Raw genomic sequence first — 17,176 nt, 5'->3', positions numbered from 1 at the left:
GCACCTCAAGTTGCACTAAAAGATAATCGATGAACAAGGTGAAAGGTATATACACCTTACTTTACTTATCGATTATCTAAGCAACTTTTGCCTATGAGACAGCCCCTTTTTCTGTATGCGCTTAGCCAAGTAGGGCCTAAGCGGAAGATATCGCTCACAATTTTACAGTTTGACAGATGGGAGGAAAATCACTAGAATAATTCATGTAATTGATAATGAGAATCATTTTCATTAAAAGGGAGAGTCTAAGATGAAGAAAAAGATTGGCAGTATGTTGTGCATGCTCCTGGCAAGCTTCGTTTTGCTGGCAGGCTGCGGCAATTCGGGAAACTCCGCAAATAGCGCCTCGTCGGCAAATTCCAATACGCCGCAAGCATCCCCACCCAGCTCCGATGCAGTGGCTTCTCCGAGCGGCAGCGCAGAAGCGGTACCCTACGGTACGCGCAAACTATCGACGGCGCTCGGAGAAGTCGAGGTTCCGGCAAATCCTCAGCGTATTATCGTCAACTGGTACGTAGGCGACGTATTTACACTTGGACTTAAACCGGTCGCATATAGCGGATGGGCGCAGGAGACGATGCCTTTCTTCGACAAGTTCGAAGGAATCCCGGCGATCGAGAAGTGGGAGCCCGAGGAACTGATGAAGTACGATCCCGACTTGATCATTACCTACGATCCGCAGGATTTCGAGAAGCTGTCCAAGATCGCTCCGGTGGTCGTCGTGCCTGAGGGCGACATTAAGACGACGGAGCGTCTGGCTTTCCTCGGAGAGGCGACGGGGAGGCAGACGGAGGCGAAAAACGCGATTCAGACGTTCGAGAGCAAGCTGGCCAAAGCGAAGGAGAAGCTGACCTCGGATATTTTTCGAGACAAGACGTTCAGCATTCTTCAGGATTGGGGCGGCGATTCCTACGGCGTTATGTACGAGACGGGCTCGCGCGGCGGTACGCTGTTGTACGAGTACTTGGGCCTCAAGAAGCCCGAGAAGCTGCAGCAGCTCGTTGACAGCTCGGGCAAAGGGCGAGATTCGCTTTCCTACGAGGTCGCCTCCCAATACTTCGGAGATTACGTGCTCTGGTTTCTGACCGAGGGCAAGGACTCCGAATATGCGCAGACGGACATCTGGAAAAGCATTCCGGCCGTACGCGATGGCCATATCGTTGAAATTCCGGGGGAGTATGTCGGTCTGTTCTACTATTCCGACGTAATGAGCATGACCGCCCAACTGGATCATATTATGGATAAGCTGTTGGCGCTGTCCAAGTGAACCGAAGGGGCTGACCATGGCAAAAGCAAGCGTTAATGATCGGAACGGCGTTATGAGCTTCGGCCTTTTCATGCTGATAGGCCTCGTTCTGCTCGCGCTCGTCTCCGCCGCTTCGATAACGTTCGGGGCAGCCGAGATGAGCCTGCAGCTGGCATGGGGAGCCGTATTCCGCTTCGATCCCGGCATTACCGAGCATCAGGTCATTCATACGTTCCGTTTTCCCCGGACAGTGGCGGACATGATCGTCGGCAGCAGCCTCGCGGTGTGCGGCGCCATTATGCAGGGGACGACCCGCAACCCGCTTGCCGATTCCGGACTGATGGGGATCAGCTCGGGGGCGACGTTCGCCATCGCGCTGTGCATGGTTTTTCTGCCCGACCGCACCTATGGGGAGACCATGCTGATCTCCTGTCTCGGTGCCGCATTCGCGACCGGGATCACTTATTATTTGGCGTACGTGGGGAAGCGGGGAATGACGCCGCAGCGTCTGGTGCTCGCGGGCATCTCGATCTCGATGCTGTTCGGATCGTTCAGCACGTATTTGGCGATCAAATACAACATCGGTCAAGCTCTCGACTACTGGACGGCCGGAGGCACGGCGGGGGCCAAGTGGATCGAGCTGGCCTACATTGCGCCTCTATTCGCGGCCGGTATGATCGGAGCGGTCGCCCTGTCTCCGGCGATTACGATTTTGAGCTTCGGAGAGGAGATGGCGGCCGGGCTCGGATTGCGCGTCAAGTGGGTGATGGGAGCTTCCACGGTCATCGTGCTGGTGCTGACGGGGCTGGCGGTAATCGTAGTCGGGCCCGTCGGCTTCGTCGGCTTGATCGTCCCCCATATTGTCCGGTACATGATCGGGGTCAACTACCGGCACATCATCCCCGCAGCGGCTCTATACGGAGCGATCTTCTTGATGGGGGCGGATCTGTTCGGCAGAATGATGAATCGGCCGCATGAAACGCCGCTCGGAATCGTATTTGCGCTGATCGGCGTTCCGTACTTCCTGTACCTCGTGCGCAAGCAAAGGAGGGAGTTTTCTTGAACGGAACCTCATCTGCGAAGTTCGGTTCTGCGCGGTCATTCGGCATACTTCTGCTGCTAATCGGACTGCTGCTGGCGATCGCGCTCGTGAGCATGAACATCGGCAAAATGAACCTGACTCCGGCGGAAGTGCTCAAGGTGCTGATCGGACAAGGGACGGACAAGCAAAATCTGATCGTGTTCGATTTTCGTCTGCCGCGGATGACGCTGGCCGTACTGGTCGGCGTCGGCATGTCGATGGCAGGCGCTATTATGCAGACGCTGCTGAAGAACGATCTGGCCAGCCCGGGGACGCTTGGCATCAGCTCCGGCTCCGGTTTGTTCGTGCTGCTGTATATTACTCTGTTCGCGGCTAAAGGTTTATTCGCGCCGTTCCTCTTGCCTGTACTTGCTTTTGCAGGAGGCATAACGGCGGCGGGAGTGATTTTCCTGCTGGCTTATCGCAGGGGCAGGGAAATTTCGCCTACCGGTCTCATCTTGACGGGCGTTGCCGTGGGCAGCGGGTATGGTGCGCTGACGCTTGCCATTACGTTGAAGCTGGACGAGAAGCAGTATGAATTCGCGCTGCGCTGGCAGGCGGGAAGTCTATGGGGCGACGATTGGAAGTATATTTCCGTGCTGCTGCCGTGGATCGTGCTGATCGGACTCTACGTCATCTATAAATCCCGCACCTTGGATACGCTCCACCTAGGCAACAATGCCGCATCCGGGCTTGGCGTGGCGATTCGGCGCGAGTTTATAGGTCTGGCGCTTGCGGCGGTAGCGCTCTCCTCAGGAAGCGTCGCGCTCGGCGGCAACTTTTTCTTCGTCGGCATGATCAGTCCGCATATCGCCCGTCGGCTGGTCGGCTCCGGACATAAGGCGATGCTGCCTATCTCGGGGCTGGTCGGCGCGATTATTATTTTGCTTGCGGACACAATTGGCAGAACGGTCAGCTTCGGCGCGGACGTACCGACGGGCGTCATCATTACAGTGCTGGTTGCACCTTATTTCCTGTACCTATTGGCGAAGCATTGATTGACGGGGGAAAGCGGCCGATTTTATAATGAAGCCATGTCGATACCCATTCTATCTACGAAATTATATATGCCCCCACCCAGATCGCAGGCGGTGCTCAGGCCTCGATTGACCGAGCGGCTGAATGAAGGGCTGCATCGCAAGCTGACGTTGATCTCGGCTTCGGCCGGCTTCGGCAAGACGACGCTTGCCGGCCAGTGGCTTGCCGCATGCGAACGGCCGGTTGCCTGGTTGTCGCTGGACGAGGGGGACAACGATCCGGCGCGTTTTCTCGCTTATTTCGTCGCGGCCTTAAGAACGGTTGCGCCGAATATCGGAGAAAGCGCGCTTGGTGCGCTGCGATCTTCCCAGCTGCCCCCGCTGGAAGCGGTTATGACGACGCTGATTAATGAAATGATCGGTTGTGAAACGGCTATGGTGCTCATGCTCGACGACTATCATGTCATTGAGAACGAACTGATCGATAGAGCCGTTTTATTTTGGTTGGAAAGTATGCCTCCGCAAATGCATATCGTAATTTCCTCTCGCAAAGACCCGGGTTTCTCAGTGTCCAAGCTGCGCGTGCGGGATCAGGCAACGGAATTGCGGGTTCAGGATTTAAGATTTAATCCGGCCGAAGCTTCGCTGTTTCTCAATCAGGCGATGGCGCTCGGTCTGTCTCCCGGCAGCGTCGCTCTGCTCGAGGCCCGCACCGAGGGCTGGATTGCCGGAATGCAGCTGGCCGCGCTTTCTGCGCGAGGCCGTCGCGACGCGGACAGCTTTGTTCGGGATTTTGCCGGAGACGGGACCCTTCCGCATATCGTCGACTATTTAATAGAAGAAGTTTTACAGCGGCAGCCGGAAAATGTACAGCATTTTCTGTTGCGTTCTTCCGTATTGGAGCGCATGTGCGGATCGTTGTGTGACGCCATGCTTGATACAGGTACGGGTGAGCCGGACGGACAGACGATGCTGCGGATGCTGGAGCAGGCCAATCTGTTCATCGTTCCTCTGGACGACGAACGCCGTTGGTATCGCTATCATCATTTGTTCGCGGATTTGCTGCGACGGCGGCTTCGTCGGAGCGGAGGCGAGGCGGAATTGCATGCTCGCGCCAGCATCTGGCATGAGGAAGACGGCTCCGAGCTGGAAGCGTTCCGTCATGCCGCGGCTGCCGGAGACATCGATCGCGCCGCGCGCCTGATCGAAGGTAGGGGCATGCCCTTACTGTTTCGCGGCGCGGCGGCTCAAGTGCTGGATTGGCTTCAGTCGCTGCCTCAGCCCGAACTTCGCGCCAGACCGGCGCTCGGAGTCATGTACGCTTCGGCGCTGCTATTTGTCGGCCGACTCGCCGACGTGGAGCCGATGCTGCAAACCGTCGAAGCCGTCATGCGGATGATGGAGCCGGACGATCGCTGCCGCGACCTGGTCGGGCATATCGCTTCCATTCGGGCGACCATAGCGGTCGCGATGCATCAGGCGGACGCCATTTTGGAGCAATCCCGTCTCGCATTGGAGAATCTGCATCCCGACAACCTGCCTGTCCGCACCGCAACGACCTGGTCGCTGGGCTATGCTTATCAATTGCGCGGAGATCGCGCGGCGGCCGGCCGGGCTTATACCGAGGCGCTCGCGGTCAGCGAGAGGATCGGACATTACATTATTGGCGTTATGTCGGCGCTTGGCCTTGGCAGCGTGCAGGAAGAAGCCAATCGGCTAGAGCTAGCCGAGAAGACATATCGCGACGTTCTACTGAAGGTCGGGGATGCGGCGCTGCCCGCAGTCTGCGAGGCCCATCTCGGCTTGGCGCGCATCGGCTACCAGCGCAACGAGCTTGACGTCGCTTGGCGGCATTGGCAGACGAGCGCACGGCTTGCGCCGCTGCTTGAGAGCACGGACAGGACGCTGGCCTGCGAGCTGCTCCTGTTCCGCCTGAAGCTGGCGCAAGAAGATTCGGCAGGCGCATCGGCGGCCGTGGCAAAAGCGGAGCTGCTCGTGAGGCAGCATGGATTCTCGCACCGGATGCACGCAATCGCCGCCGCTCGGGCGGAACTGCTGCTGCGCGAAGGCGATTGGGAGGCGGCTGCCGAGCAGATCGGCTCGCACGAGCTTCCGCTATGCCAAGCGCGCATCGATTGGGCTCGGAAAGATTGGACCGCCGCATTGGCCGTGCTGATGCCACTGCGACAGCGGATAGAGGAGGCGGGCTGGGAGGACGAGCGGCTAAGCGCTTTGATCGTCGAGGCGCTCGTGCGGCATGCGGCAGGCGACGAGAAGCAGGCGACTGAACTGCTTCGAGTCGCATTGGCGATGGCCGAACCGGGCGGGTTCATACGGATTTTCATCGACGAGGGTGAACCGATGAAGCGTCTGCTGTCCATAGCGCATGAGCGAGGAATCAAACGAGCTTATGTTGCCAAGCTGCTGGCGGCGTTCGGGCCCGCTATCCCGCATACTCAGCCGCTGATTGAGCCGCTCAGCGAGCGGGAGCTGGAGGTGCTCCGGCTTGTGGCGCAGGGGCTCTCGAACCAGGAGATTGGCGAGCGGCTGTTTCTCGCGCTCAGCAGTGTGAAAGGGCACAATCGCAACATTTTCGACAAGCTGCAGGTGAGCAGACGTACCGAGGCGGTTGCCCGCGGACGCGAGCTGGGGCTGCTATAGAGAAAAAACCGGTAACGATACTTAAGTAGCTACACGGCCCCCTTGTCCAGCAGGTATACTACGGTCGACTGCGGTTAGTCGATACGGAGGTGTTGGGATGAAAGCGATCGTGTGCACGAAATACGGAACGCCGGAGGTGCTTCGTCTGCAAGAGGTGGAGAAGCCTGTTCCCAAAAGCAATGAAGTCAGAATCAGGGTACGCGCGAGCGTCGTAGGCCCCTCGGATTGCGCCTTTCGCAAAAGCGATCCGTTGTTGATTCGCTTCATCTACGGCTTGAGGAAGCCAAAATATTCAATTCTGGGAGCCGAGCTGGCGGGCGAGGTGGAAGCGGTCGGAGCCGATGTCGCTTCGTTCAAGGTCGGAGATGAGGTGTTCGGCTTAAGCGCGAAGACGTTTGGCGCCTACGCGGAGTATGTGTGTTTGCCGGAGAAGGCCCCGCTGAGCGTTAAGCCTGCCGGTCTGACGTACGAAGAGGCGGTCGCCATATGCGACGGCGCGCTCACCGCGCTTATTTTCTTGAGAGACAAAGCCAAAATAAGAAGCGGACATAAGGTGCTCATCAACGGGGCTTCCGGGGCGGTGGGCATTTATGCGGTGCAGTTGGCCAAGTATTACGGGGCAGAGGTTACCGGAGTATGCAGCGCAGGCAACGCGGAGCTGGTCAGAGCGATGGGAGCCGATCGGGTCATCGACTACAACAAGGAAGATTTCACCGTAAACGCCGGAATCTACGATGTCATTTTCGATGCGATCGGCAAACGCACCTATGGCCAGTGCAAGCGCGCGTTGACTCCACAGGGCATCTATCTATCCACGGTACTGTCCGGGTCCATCTTGTTCAACATGCTGAGAACGGCCGTATTCGGCGGACGCAAAGCCATGTTCGTCACGGCGGGCCTAATGCAGAACCAAGAAAATCTCGCTTTCCTGCGCGAGCTGTGCGAAGCCGGGACGCTCAAGCCCGTTATTGATCGGCGCTATCCGCTGGAGCAAACCGCCGAGGCTCATCGTTACGTAGATACCGGGCGCAAGAAAGGCAACGTTGTTATCGTAATCTGATTAGGGCGTGTCTGAAAACCCGCTCAGGGGCACCTTTCACCTCCCCTGCTGCGTCACTTTTGCTTGACGTACCTCCGGTACGCCTTCATAAAAGTTCCTTGCATGGAACGAAAATTCGGCAAAATTTGCTGCCCTCGGAGTATCCAGACACGCCCTAGAGAAGTCTCGCATTTTTATCCGAAAATTGCGGGGCTTTTTTTGTTGGGCCGCGGGATTGAAATGATATAATGGATTCAAAACTAACATGCGCAACATGAAAAGGAGCAATCGCATTGAACAATCGTTCCAACGCCCCCGTCCTATTTCTCGTTACCGGGCTGCTATGCCTGGGATTTTCTATCGCACTTCCGCTGCTGTGGCTGAAAATCATCTTGTCTGTAGCCGGGTTCGCCGGCCTCATTCTCGGTATCGTCGGGATCAAACGGATGAAATAAGAAGGCGGGGATACGGCTTGTCCGATCCCCGTTTTCTTTATTCAATTTCATGCATATGAATGAAATGCGTATTCCTCGCACATTTTCCCCTCGAAAACAATCGTTATATAAAAACAATTACACATATATGAAAAATTCGTTGACTGGACGGTGGATCGACGATAAAATTCACTTAACGGCTAGCCGATGGTTTTCCGAGTGTCGGCGATCAGGAGGGCTGAAGGTGAGCGGCAGCTTCAGGAAACGGGTGGCGGCGATCGTCACCGAGTACAGGCACAACTCCCATGCGGAGGTTATTGTCGGCAGATTGCTCGGAGGTTTGGGCTATCGGCCGCGCGTCGAGGTCGTCAGTCTCTATACCGACCAGGTTCCGGCCAACGACATGAGCCGCGATGAAGCGGCGCGTCGGGGTATCCCGATCTGCGCGACGATCCGCGATGCCATTAGGGCCGACCATTGTTCGGAACCGATCGACGGAGTCGTCATCATCGGCGAGCACGGCGATTATCCGGTGAACGAGAAGGAGCAGATGATGTATCCGCGCAGAAGGTTTTTGGAGGAGACGCTGGCAGCTCTGGACGAATTGGATCTGGCTGTTCCGATTTTCTCCGACAAGCATCTGGCCTGCGATTATGACGATGCCGTATGGATGTATGAACAGATGAAAGCCAGAGGCATCCCTTTCATGGGAGGCTCGTCCATTCCGCATTGCGATTACGTTCCGAATTTTGAGCCGCAGCGGCTGCATTCGTTAAGAGAGGCAATTGTCATCAGCTCGGGCGGATTGGAAGGCTACGGCATTCATGCGATGGAGGTTTTGCAATCGCTTACCGAACGAAGAAAGGGCGGCGAAACCGGCGTCAGCGCGATCCGTCTGCTGCGGGGAACGGAAGCTGAGGTTTGGGCGGCGATGGATCGAGGCGAATGGCCGGAGGATTTGATGCTGCAGGCGCTGCGCGCGATCCCGGGACTTCCCGAGGCGCATCCGAGAGAGCTTGAGCCGACTCCGGCATTGTTTGCGATCGAATATGCGGACGGAACGAAGGGCTGGATCGTGCAGTTCCAGCGGCTGGTCGAGCAGTGGAGCTTTGCCTTCCGTCACGACGGGGAGCGGGTGACGGCAGCGCTGTGCGACAGCGATCTGGATCGGCCGTTCGCCCATTTCGAACGGCTTACCCGTATGATCGAGGCGTTTATTATTAATGGAAGAGAGCCGTTTCCGTCCGAACGGACGCTGCTGACGACCGGGATGATCTGCGCCGCAATGGATTCCTTGTTCGTCCGGAAGAGGGTGGAAACGCCGTGGCTTCATATGGTCTACGAATAGCGCTTAAGGGAGGAACAGACGGTGAAGACGAATTTGCTTGCCGGCATACCGGAGCGGTTTGCGCGTTTTACGCAGCTGCCTAACGAGGGAGGGCATAACGCGGTTTGGGACTTCGTACGCGCTCCGGACGGCCGCTTCTATGTCAGCGTATGCGGGGAGAACGAGAAGCCGCTGACCGCTCTGCTATACGAATATTACCCGGCTACGGGCGAGCTTCGTCTCATTTTCGATGTGGCGAAAATCTGGATCGTCGACGCTCGGCAGATGCCACCCAGCAAAATACATACAAGCATCGATTTTATGCCGGACGGACGGCTTATTATGGCAACGCATAACACGGCCCCGGCGCCCGGCCATCGGCAGTGGATGTTCGAACAGCACTATGAGCATCCATGGGAGGGCTATCCCGGCTCGATTCTCATGCTCGTCAATCCGGACACGAACGCGGTGGAGATCAAGGGCATTCCCGTGTCGCGCGAGAGTATCTACGGGGGCATGCTCGGCAGCGATCCGCGATACTATTATTTTCTCGGTTACATGCGAGGCCATTTCTATCGAATCGACCTGGAGACGAACGAGGTCAGGGATTACGGCAAGGTGTCGGAGTTCTCCTCCTGCCGTCTGGTGAAGGATGCGAAAGGCCGACTGTACGGCAGCTCCTATTCAGGCGGCTTCTGGAGGTACGACCCCGAGAAGGACGAGATTGAGGATTTGAAGCTGCGCTTCCTTCCTCCGAGCGGCACGAAGCATCGACGGCAGTTTATTTTTGCGCTGCATACGCCTAGGAATACGCTATTACTCGTCGGTAACATGGACGGGGAGATCATCGAGTTGGATCCGGAGACGATGGAGGCGACCCGCCACGGCTCGATTCTGCCCGCCGACGTGCCGTCCGTGAACGGCTACGGCATCGGGGGCTTCGCCGCGGACGAGCGCTTTGTGCTCTATTACGGGCTGAAGACGCACGACGAATATTGCCCGATCCGGCTCGTTCGCTGGGATCTACTCGGAGGCGGGCGGCCTGAAAATCTCGGATTGATCACTTGGAGCGGCAAAGATTCGCAGTACGTTTGCGAGATGATTTTCGACGATAACGGGTTGCTGCATATGGTCGACGTGTGCGGAGAGTTTTCTCCTTATATTCTCGCCGTCGACGTCGGCAAGCTGGAACCGCCTGGTGAAGATGCTCCGAATGCGGCGCTTAGGCCGTATTACGAACCGGACTACAACGGCGTAGGCAGTGCCGCCTTCATGCACATCGAGGCGAGGGACACCAGCACGCTGCCTCTGCATCAGACGATGGACTGGAAGGATACGGCGGTCCGGCATTTGTGCGTCTCCGGCGGCAAGCTGTATACATTAGGGGGTCGGGGCAGCGTCATTGCGACCGAGTCCGGGTTTGACGAAGATCGCCCCTCGCGCATCGTCAGCCTTTATGAAGAGGGCGGTCCGGCGAGCTGTATCCCATTCGGAGCAAGCAGAGTCGCCGTTCTGACGACGGACGGCTGCATTTTGCTGGCTGATCCGATTGAAGGCAAAGCGGAAATATGGGCGTCTCCGGCTTCGACGGAGGTTAAGCTTATGCGGCTTCATGCCGCGACGGCGGACGGAAGGCTGCTGGGCAGCGATGAGGAGGGGGCTGTCTACGTTGGCTCCGGGGAGGGGCGCTTCCGCAGGCTGAAGGGGCTCCAGGTCGAACCATGCGATGGGATAGTTCTCCCGCTGGATGAGGATCGGCTGCTGCTGAGCGGCGAGAACGACGAGCTGCTGGTCTATTCGCTTGCGGCTGAGCGAGCGGAAACGTTGGCCGTGAAGGCGGCGTCGATTCGCGGACGGATGTTCAAAGCGCTGCTGACGGGCGGAACGGTGCTGGCCGACGGAACCGTCGTCGCCGGCACGATGGACGGTCTGCTGTTTACGCTGACGCCCGACCTGCGACAGCGTACCGTGTACGGCAGACTGTACGCCAACGGCCAGCTTCGCGACTTCGTCTGCATCGGGGACGACGAAGCGATTGGGGTCTATGGCGGGGAGCAAGAGGCGGGCCACGTGTTCCATTACTCTCGCGAACGCGGCTTCGTCGATCTGGGCAGGCCGCGTATGATCAAGGACAATCGGGAGCTGAGCGGTCTTCCATCCGAGTTTGGTTGCATCCATCATATCTCTCGCCTTGCTCACGAGCCGAGCGACGATACGCTGTATGTCGGGTCTGCGGAGCTATACGGCTGCGTTATTCGATATCGGGGCGTCTCATTTCCTTAAAAAGGGGTGTTGCAGGTGAACGCAGGACAGAGGCCGGCCGCAGGTCCGCGCATCGTCGAGGAGCGTTACGACATCGTCGTGTGCGGAGGCGGTCTGGCGGGCTTTTGCGCGGCGGTGGCCGCGGCAAGGCATGGAGCGCAAGTATGTCTCGTTCAGGATCGACCCGTGTTCGGAGGCAATAGTTCTTCGGAGGTACGGGTGCCCCCGCAAGGTGCGGCAAGCTTTCATGCCTATGCGCGCGAGACGGGCATCATCTCCGAGCTGCTGATCGAGGAGCGGGCGGTGAATCATGAAAGCCCGGTGTTCGATAATGGCTATATCAACAGCGTCTGGGATATGGTCATGTACAATATGGCCGTATCTACCCCGGGCCTGACATTCAAATTGAACTCCACCGTCACCGAAGTCGTCATGCGCGACGGGCGGACGGTGGATTCGGTCGTCGCGCGCGTTGCCAATGCCGAAACCGAGCTTCGTCTAAGCGCGGAGACGTTTATTGATTGTACCGGAGACGGAGTCGTTGCTGCGCTGGCCGGCTGCACGTGGCGCTACGGGACGGAGGGAAGAGACGAGTTCGGCGAGCCGCACGCCCCCGAGCAAGCGAGCGATGCGGTGATGGGCAGCTCGATCCATATTAAGGCGAAGGACGTCGGCCGTCCGGTGCCGTTCGTCGCTCCGGAATGGGCCGTCCGTTACGACGACCCCGACTTCTTCTGGAAGGGGGGCCGCGGCGTTAATCCGTACAGCGGCTTCTGGTGGCTGGAGCTGTCCGTGCCTTGGCATACGATCCACGACAATGAAACGCTGCGTCACGAGTTGACCCGCCATGCGCTCGGCATCTGGGACTATATTAAAAATCGCGATCCCGTCGTCCGCGAGGAAGCGCGGAACTATGCGCTGGACTGGATCGGCCAGGTGCCGGGCAAGCGGGAGAGCCGCCGGATCGTCGGCGAATATTGGATGACCGAGCACGACCCGTTGCGGCGAACGGCGTTTCCCGACGAGGTGGCTTTCGGCGGCTGGTTTATCGACCTGCACGAGCCGGGCGGGCTGCTGGCGGAAGTAAGCGAGAGGTCCGCGGTGGAGGAACCGGGCAGTCAGCCTTATATGACGAAAAGCTATGTCGGCCCCTTCGGCATTCCGCTGCGCATTCTGATCGCCAAGGATATGAACAATCTGATGATGGCCGGACGCAACGTCAGCGTAACCCATGCCGCGCTGGGCACGGTGCGGGTGATGGGGACGACCGCCCTGATGGGCCAAGCGGCCGGTACGGCCGCGGCGATCGCCCTGCGAGAGGGGGTCCGCGTCCGAGAGGTTCCGGAGAGTGAAGTCGTCGTTAAGGTGCAGCAGACGCTGCTTCGCGACGGCTGCTTTCTCCTAAACGCGAAGAACGAGGATGCGCGCGATCTGGCCCGGTTGGCGACCGCAAGCGCGAGCAGCGAGGCGGCGCTTGCTCCCGTCGAGTCTGCTCCGGGTCCGGCGGATAAGCTGACGGCAAGGCGCGGACAATGGATCGCGATCGGAGCGGACCGTCTCGATACGCTGGCCGTAAGCCTAAGCAACGACTCCGGCGCGCCGCAGCAGGTCGAAGTCCGGCTTTATGCCGTAGACGATCTGTGGGACTATCGGGCCGTTCCGGGCGAGCCTCTCGCTTCGGCCGCCTTGATCGTTCCGTCCGGCGCGGAGCGATGGATCGAATGGCCGGTGCAAGTGGACGTGCGGAAGTATCGCGGCCGCTACGCGAGGCTGGATTTGCTCGCAAATCCGCATGTCGGCTGGCATGCGGCTTCTTCGCTTGAGCCGGGACATGTGAGCGCCTACGAGATCGGCGAAGGCAAGATGCGCAAGCTCGGCAACGGCGTCATGATGAGCCTGAAGGTCGAGCCGCCGCAGAGCTGCTATGAAGCGGGCAACGTGCTCAGCGGCGTGACCAGGCCGCACCGCTATACGAATCTGTGGCGCTCCGATCCGGCCGGGCCGCTGCCTCAATGGCTGGAGCTCCGGTGGCCGCAGCCGGTCGCAATCGGTTCGGTCGAGCTGACTTTGCCCGGTCACCTGCTGCGCGGCTATATGCAGTATCCCGCGCTGTATCGGGATCCGCAATGCCCGAAGGAGCTGGCCGTCGAAGCTTATGTCGACGGCGTCTGGGAACGTATTGCGGTAGTGAACGACAACTACCGGCGCAGGCTCGTTGTACCGTTCGCCGAGCCTCTCTCGTCCGATCGCCTGCGCGTCGTCGTGTTAGCGACGAATGGCGATCCGTCCGCCGCGATCTATGAAGTCCGCTGTTATCCGCCCGATTCCGACAATCCGAACGAGAGGCAGGAAGATGAACCGAATGAACATGCTGCAAAATAAGGTGATTCTGATTACGGGCTGTCTGGGGACGCTCGGCCGCTCGGCCGCAGCAATGTTCCTTGAGCGCGGCGCGGCGGTGTACGGCTGCGACCTCGCCTCGCCGGATCTTTATCCCGAAATCGCGAAGTTGCAAGAGCGGTACGGAGAGAGCCGGCTGAAGCTCCGGCAGGCGAATATGTGCGACGAGGGAGAGGTTAAGGCGGCTATTGCCGATGTGGATCGCGTCTTCGGCCGTCTGGACGGAACTTATCATAACGTATTTACAAGCGGTTGGAAGCCGGCGGCCGAGATGTCGCTGGAAGAGTGGGAGCATGCGATCAGAGGCACGCTGACGAGCACGTTCCTATTGAATAAGTATGCGATTCCGCTGTTGATCCGCTCGGGCGGAGGCTCCATCGTTAACACCTCGTCAATCTTGGGACAAATTGTCTCCAAAGGCTGTCTTGCCTATGGGGCGGCGAAGGCGGGCGTCGATCAGATGACTCGCGTTATTGCCGCCGATTATGCGGAGTACGGCATTCGGGCCAACGTGCTCGTGCCGGGAGATTTCGATACGAAGGAGTCGGTAGCGCGGCAATCCGAGCAGCAGCGGGCGGCGATCAAGCAGAGTGCCTGGCTGGGACGCAGCGCAAGCGCGGACGAAATCAACGAGGTCGCCGCCTTTCTGCTGTCTGACGCATCCTCCTACGTTACGGGAGCGAGTTACAAGGTAGACGGAGGATTTCATTAAATGGAGGATGCTGACAATGAACTCATACTTATTTCATGAGCATACGCGCGAGCAGCTTAAACGAAAAGCCGAAGCGGGCAGTCTGGTCGTCGTGGCGCTGGCCGCGACGGAGCAGCACGGCCCGCATCTTCCCGTTTATACGGACAGTCTGATTACGGAAGCGGTGGCGGTTCGCGCCGCGGAGCGGGCGTCGCGGACGGTTCCGGTGCTGCTCTGTCCGCTGTTGACGATCGGCTGTTCGGATCATCACTTAAGGTTCGGGGGAACGCTATCGTTCTCCTCCGCTACTTATTTGCACATGCTTCGAGATATCGGGGAAAGTCTTGTGGCGGACGGGTTTCGTAAAATCGCGTTTCTGAACGGACACGGCGGCAACGAGCCGATCATGCATCAGACGGCCAGCGATCTTGCAGTGAAGCATCCGGTGTGGACGGCTTCCGCATCCTATTGGAGCTTGTCCAGAGAGGAGCTGCGCAAGGAAAACGCCGAGGAGGTCGGCATGGTTCCGGGACATGCGGGCGGCTTCGAGACTTCGGCGGTGCTGGCGCTGCGCGAAGGGCTGGTCGACTCCGGTCGGCTGGCGACAGAGCATGAGCAGCGGGCCTGGATCAATTCCGGCCCTCCGGGCGCTTTTATCGGCCGCCATGGCGAATTGACCGGAGCGGACGGCTACACCGATGCTCCGGCGCGGGCGACTAAAGAGCGGGGGGAGCGGTACGTGGAGGCGATCGTGCGCAGCGCGACCGCATGGCTCATCAACATCTACGAAACGATGGAAAGAGGAGAAAGAGAGGCGCGCAATCGGCTATGACGGAGACGGGAACAAAAGCGGCGCTCATCGGAAGTCATTCGGCCGTTGTTCGACGGAGGGGAGACAGGCGCAGATTTCACCGTGGGCGCCGTAGATCGTTCGGGCGAGATGGGCAACTTCTACGCCGGACAGCTCGGCGGTCTGGCCGTATTCAACCGGGCCCTGAATGAGCGGGAGATCGCAGAGCTGCACATCTCTCCGAACCGAGGGAGAGAGAGGGCTGATCGATAAGCAGAGTTGCTTGAGATAATCGGGATATAAAGAAAAGGGTATATGCCTCCCGGAGACTGCCTCATACGCTTCTGAAATCACCTTATCACGGGTTAAACCATTCAGGTTTATGAAGCGTATTGCAGCGGAGGGAGGTATATACCCATTGCACCTTTAGCATCGATGATCTTTTACAGCAACTTGAAGCGCTTATTTCGAGCTGCTGCGCAATCTGGCGACGACGTCGATCTCGACGAGCAGGTCGAAGTTGAGATCGCAATAGACGAGCGTGCGGGCCGGATAAGGCTGCGGGAAGAGACGGGCGTATACGCGATTAAAGGTTTCGTAGTCCGCCCTATTTTTCAAATAAATATTTACTTTCACGACGTCGTGAAGCGTCAGTCCGGATTGCGACAATATGTCTTCGACGTTCCGAATGGTCATCGACGTCTGGCTTTCCAGGCCGTCCGCGGCGATTTTCCCGGTTAGCGGATCGATCGCTCCCTGCCCGGACACGAACAAAAGCGAATCCGTCGGCGTAGAGGGAGAGAAGGGAGCTTCGTCCATCCCATACTTCAAATTCATATTCAACAGAGCCGTTCCTCCCCCGATATTTTACCAGCCAAGCGCTTTTCTGGTTTCCGCCGCTTTCAGATTGTAGGCTTCAACGGCGGGAATTCTGCTGCTGAAATCTCCGCCCTTCGTAATCATGCCGGCGATCGGTCCATTGACGGTGTCGACCAACGTCACGAGGTCCGCGACGCTCGGGTCGGGCGAATAACAGCAAATTTCGGAGCTGCGGCGAACGGCGTCGATATTTTTGCCCTGCCATACAGGAACCTGAGCATAGTAGTCGTGGAGCTCCTGATCCTGCACCCAAGCGCCGCTTCCGTTCTCGATCATGACCTTTTGCGCTTCTTTGCTGAAGAGGAAGCTGAGATACAGGAAAGCTTCTTCCTTATATTTGGACGCTTTCGGAATGGCGATCAGCCCGGTCTGGTGAATGGTTGCTTGCTTGGCTTTGCCAACGGGCATCGGCAGCACATCCCATTCGAAGTCGGCCTTCTTGAGCGTCTCCAGGTTCCAATCGGCTCCAAGCGTAAACAGCGAGTTGCCCTGCAGGAACACTTCGACGGGATCTCCCTGCATGCCGAGCTTTTCTCGTTCGAGATCGCTTGGCCGCACGTGCCACTTCGTCGTTAACTCCTGGGACCACTTCAAGTCCTCCAGTACGGCCGGCGTATTCGCAAGGCTTAAGCTTCTGTCCTCATTCATATAACGGTAGTTCGGCGCGCTGCCGTTGGCCATGGCCAGCATATTCGTAAATTCGTCGACCATTCCGCTAACGCCCCAATCGTTGGCGGCGGAGTCCGTCGCTTGCTTGGCCAGCTCGAGAAAATCGTCGTAGGTCCAGTCGTTGCCGGGCATCTCTAAGCCGTATTTATGAAGCATCTCCTTGTTGACGACAACCCACATCGGAATGTCGGAATAAGGAAGCACCCATTGCTTGCCGCCGGTTCGGAACGCCTCCAGGAAGCCATCCGGCATAACGGTCCCTTGAATCCGAGGATCCTTCTCGATATAGGGAGACAGCTCCTCCAGCAGATCGCCCGACAGCCACTGCGACAAACCTGCGTCGAGGAAGACGAGATCCGCCTTCTCTCCGGCGATAACGTTGTTGACGACCGCTTTATCGATATTCGTATTCGCTTCGATCGTGATCCACGGATACATTTCATGGAATTTGTCGAATAGAGCTTGGTTCGGTCCGATAAACCAAGCCAGCACGGTTAAAGTAACGGGGTCTCGTTCCGCTGCAGGCGTCTCGCTTGACGGCTCCGACGCGCTTGGCGGCGGACTGGAGGCGGACGATGAGGGCGTTCCCTCCGAGCCTCCGCCCGAACATGCGGCAAGCAGCGGCAGCAATGCGATTACCGCGATCAAGCTGGCCATGCGATAACTTCGGACTAACCTTTTCCTCAATTTCATCGGCGGACACTCCCTGAATAGGATAAT

General features: G+C 58.2%; 14 protein-coding genes. 12 read left to right on the top strand and 2 right to left on the bottom strand.

Annotated elements, in window-relative coordinates; genetic code table 11:
• Positions 1-250 precede the first annotated feature (250 nt).
• The 12 genes from DFP98_RS02385 (at position 251) to DFP98_RS02335 (ending at position 15,181) form a co-directional block, all read left to right on the top strand.
• Positions 251-1,267, top strand: a complete 1,017-nt coding sequence (locus DFP98_RS02385) for an ABC transporter substrate-binding protein (RefSeq protein WP_116058968.1) — start codon at positions 251-253, stop codon at positions 1,265-1,267.
• Between the two features lie 52 nt (positions 1,268-1,319).
• On the top strand, positions 1,320-2,309 hold the full coding sequence (locus DFP98_RS02380; protein WP_391574460.1) for a FecCD family ABC transporter permease: 990 nt from the start codon (positions 1,320-1,322) through the stop codon (positions 2,307-2,309).
• A complete protein-coding gene (locus DFP98_RS02375; RefSeq protein WP_246016386.1) occupies positions 2,306-3,325 on the top strand; it encodes a FecCD family ABC transporter permease in 1,020 nt (339 codons plus the stop codon). The genes DFP98_RS02380 and DFP98_RS02375 overlap by 4 nt, the downstream gene beginning before the upstream one ends.
• Positions 3,326-3,433: 108 nt before the next feature.
• A complete protein-coding gene (locus DFP98_RS02370; protein ID WP_342772447.1) occupies positions 3,434-5,965 on the top strand; it encodes a winged helix-turn-helix domain-containing protein in 2,532 nt (843 codons plus the stop codon).
• Between the two features lie 97 nt (positions 5,966-6,062).
• Positions 6,063-7,025, top strand: coding sequence for an NAD(P)-dependent alcohol dehydrogenase (locus tag DFP98_RS02365; protein ID WP_116058966.1), 963 nt, complete (start codon positions 6,063-6,065; stop codon positions 7,023-7,025).
• Positions 7,026-7,297: 272 nt separating this feature from the next.
• Positions 7,298-7,459 carry a hypothetical protein gene (locus DFP98_RS38835; protein WP_181917439.1) on the top strand — a complete coding sequence of 54 codons (162 nt, stop codon included), beginning with the start codon at positions 7,298-7,300 and terminating at the stop codon, positions 7,457-7,459.
• 223 nt (positions 7,460-7,682) lie between these two features.
• Positions 7,683-8,786, top strand: coding sequence for a hypothetical protein (locus tag DFP98_RS02360; RefSeq protein WP_246016385.1), 1,104 nt, complete (start codon positions 7,683-7,685; stop codon positions 8,784-8,786).
• 21 nt (positions 8,787-8,807) lie between these two features.
• Entirely contained in the window at positions 8,808-11,048 is a 2,241-nt protein-coding gene (locus DFP98_RS02355; RefSeq protein ID WP_116058965.1) for a hypothetical protein, read from the top strand.
• A 15-nt stretch (positions 11,049-11,063) separates the two neighbouring features.
• Positions 11,064-13,409, top strand: coding sequence for an FAD-dependent oxidoreductase (locus DFP98_RS02350; protein WP_116058964.1), 2,346 nt, complete (start codon positions 11,064-11,066; stop codon positions 13,407-13,409).
• Positions 13,381-14,139, top strand: coding sequence for an SDR family NAD(P)-dependent oxidoreductase (locus tag DFP98_RS02345; protein WP_181917438.1), 759 nt, complete (start codon positions 13,381-13,383; stop codon positions 14,137-14,139). The genes DFP98_RS02350 and DFP98_RS02345 overlap by 29 nt, the downstream gene beginning before the upstream one ends.
• 16 nt (positions 14,140-14,155) lie before the next feature.
• The gene (locus DFP98_RS02340) at positions 14,156-14,950 is read left to right on the top strand and encodes a creatininase family protein (RefSeq protein ID WP_116058962.1); all 795 of its coding nucleotides are present in this window, start codon (positions 14,156-14,158) and stop codon (positions 14,948-14,950) included.
• A 45-nt stretch (positions 14,951-14,995) separates the two neighbouring features.
• The gene (locus tag DFP98_RS02335) at positions 14,996-15,181 is read left to right on the top strand and encodes a LamG domain-containing protein (RefSeq protein ID WP_220377043.1); all 186 of its coding nucleotides are present in this window, start codon (positions 14,996-14,998) and stop codon (positions 15,179-15,181) included.
• Positions 15,182-15,370: 189 nt separating this feature from the next.
• Here the strand turns inward: DFP98_RS02335 and DFP98_RS02330 are convergent, their stop codons facing one another.
• Together DFP98_RS02330 and DFP98_RS02325 are read right to left on the bottom strand one after the other, a co-directional pair.
• Positions 15,371-15,745 (bottom strand): RidA family protein, encoded by a 375-nt coding sequence (locus DFP98_RS02330; protein WP_246016406.1) that lies wholly within the window; start codon positions 15,743-15,745, stop codon positions 15,371-15,373.
• Between the two features lie 30 nt (positions 15,746-15,775).
• A complete protein-coding gene (locus tag DFP98_RS02325) occupies positions 15,776-17,149 on the bottom strand; it encodes an ABC transporter substrate-binding protein (RefSeq protein WP_116058960.1) in 1,374 nt (457 codons plus the stop codon).
• Between the last annotated feature and the right edge of the window lie 27 nt (positions 17,150-17,176).

Source organism: Cohnella phaseoli, from assembly GCF_003386235.1.
Lineage (GTDB): Bacteria > Bacillota > Bacilli > Paenibacillales > Paenibacillaceae > Cohnella > Cohnella phaseoli.
This window is presented reverse-complemented; position numbering and strand designations above follow the sequence as displayed.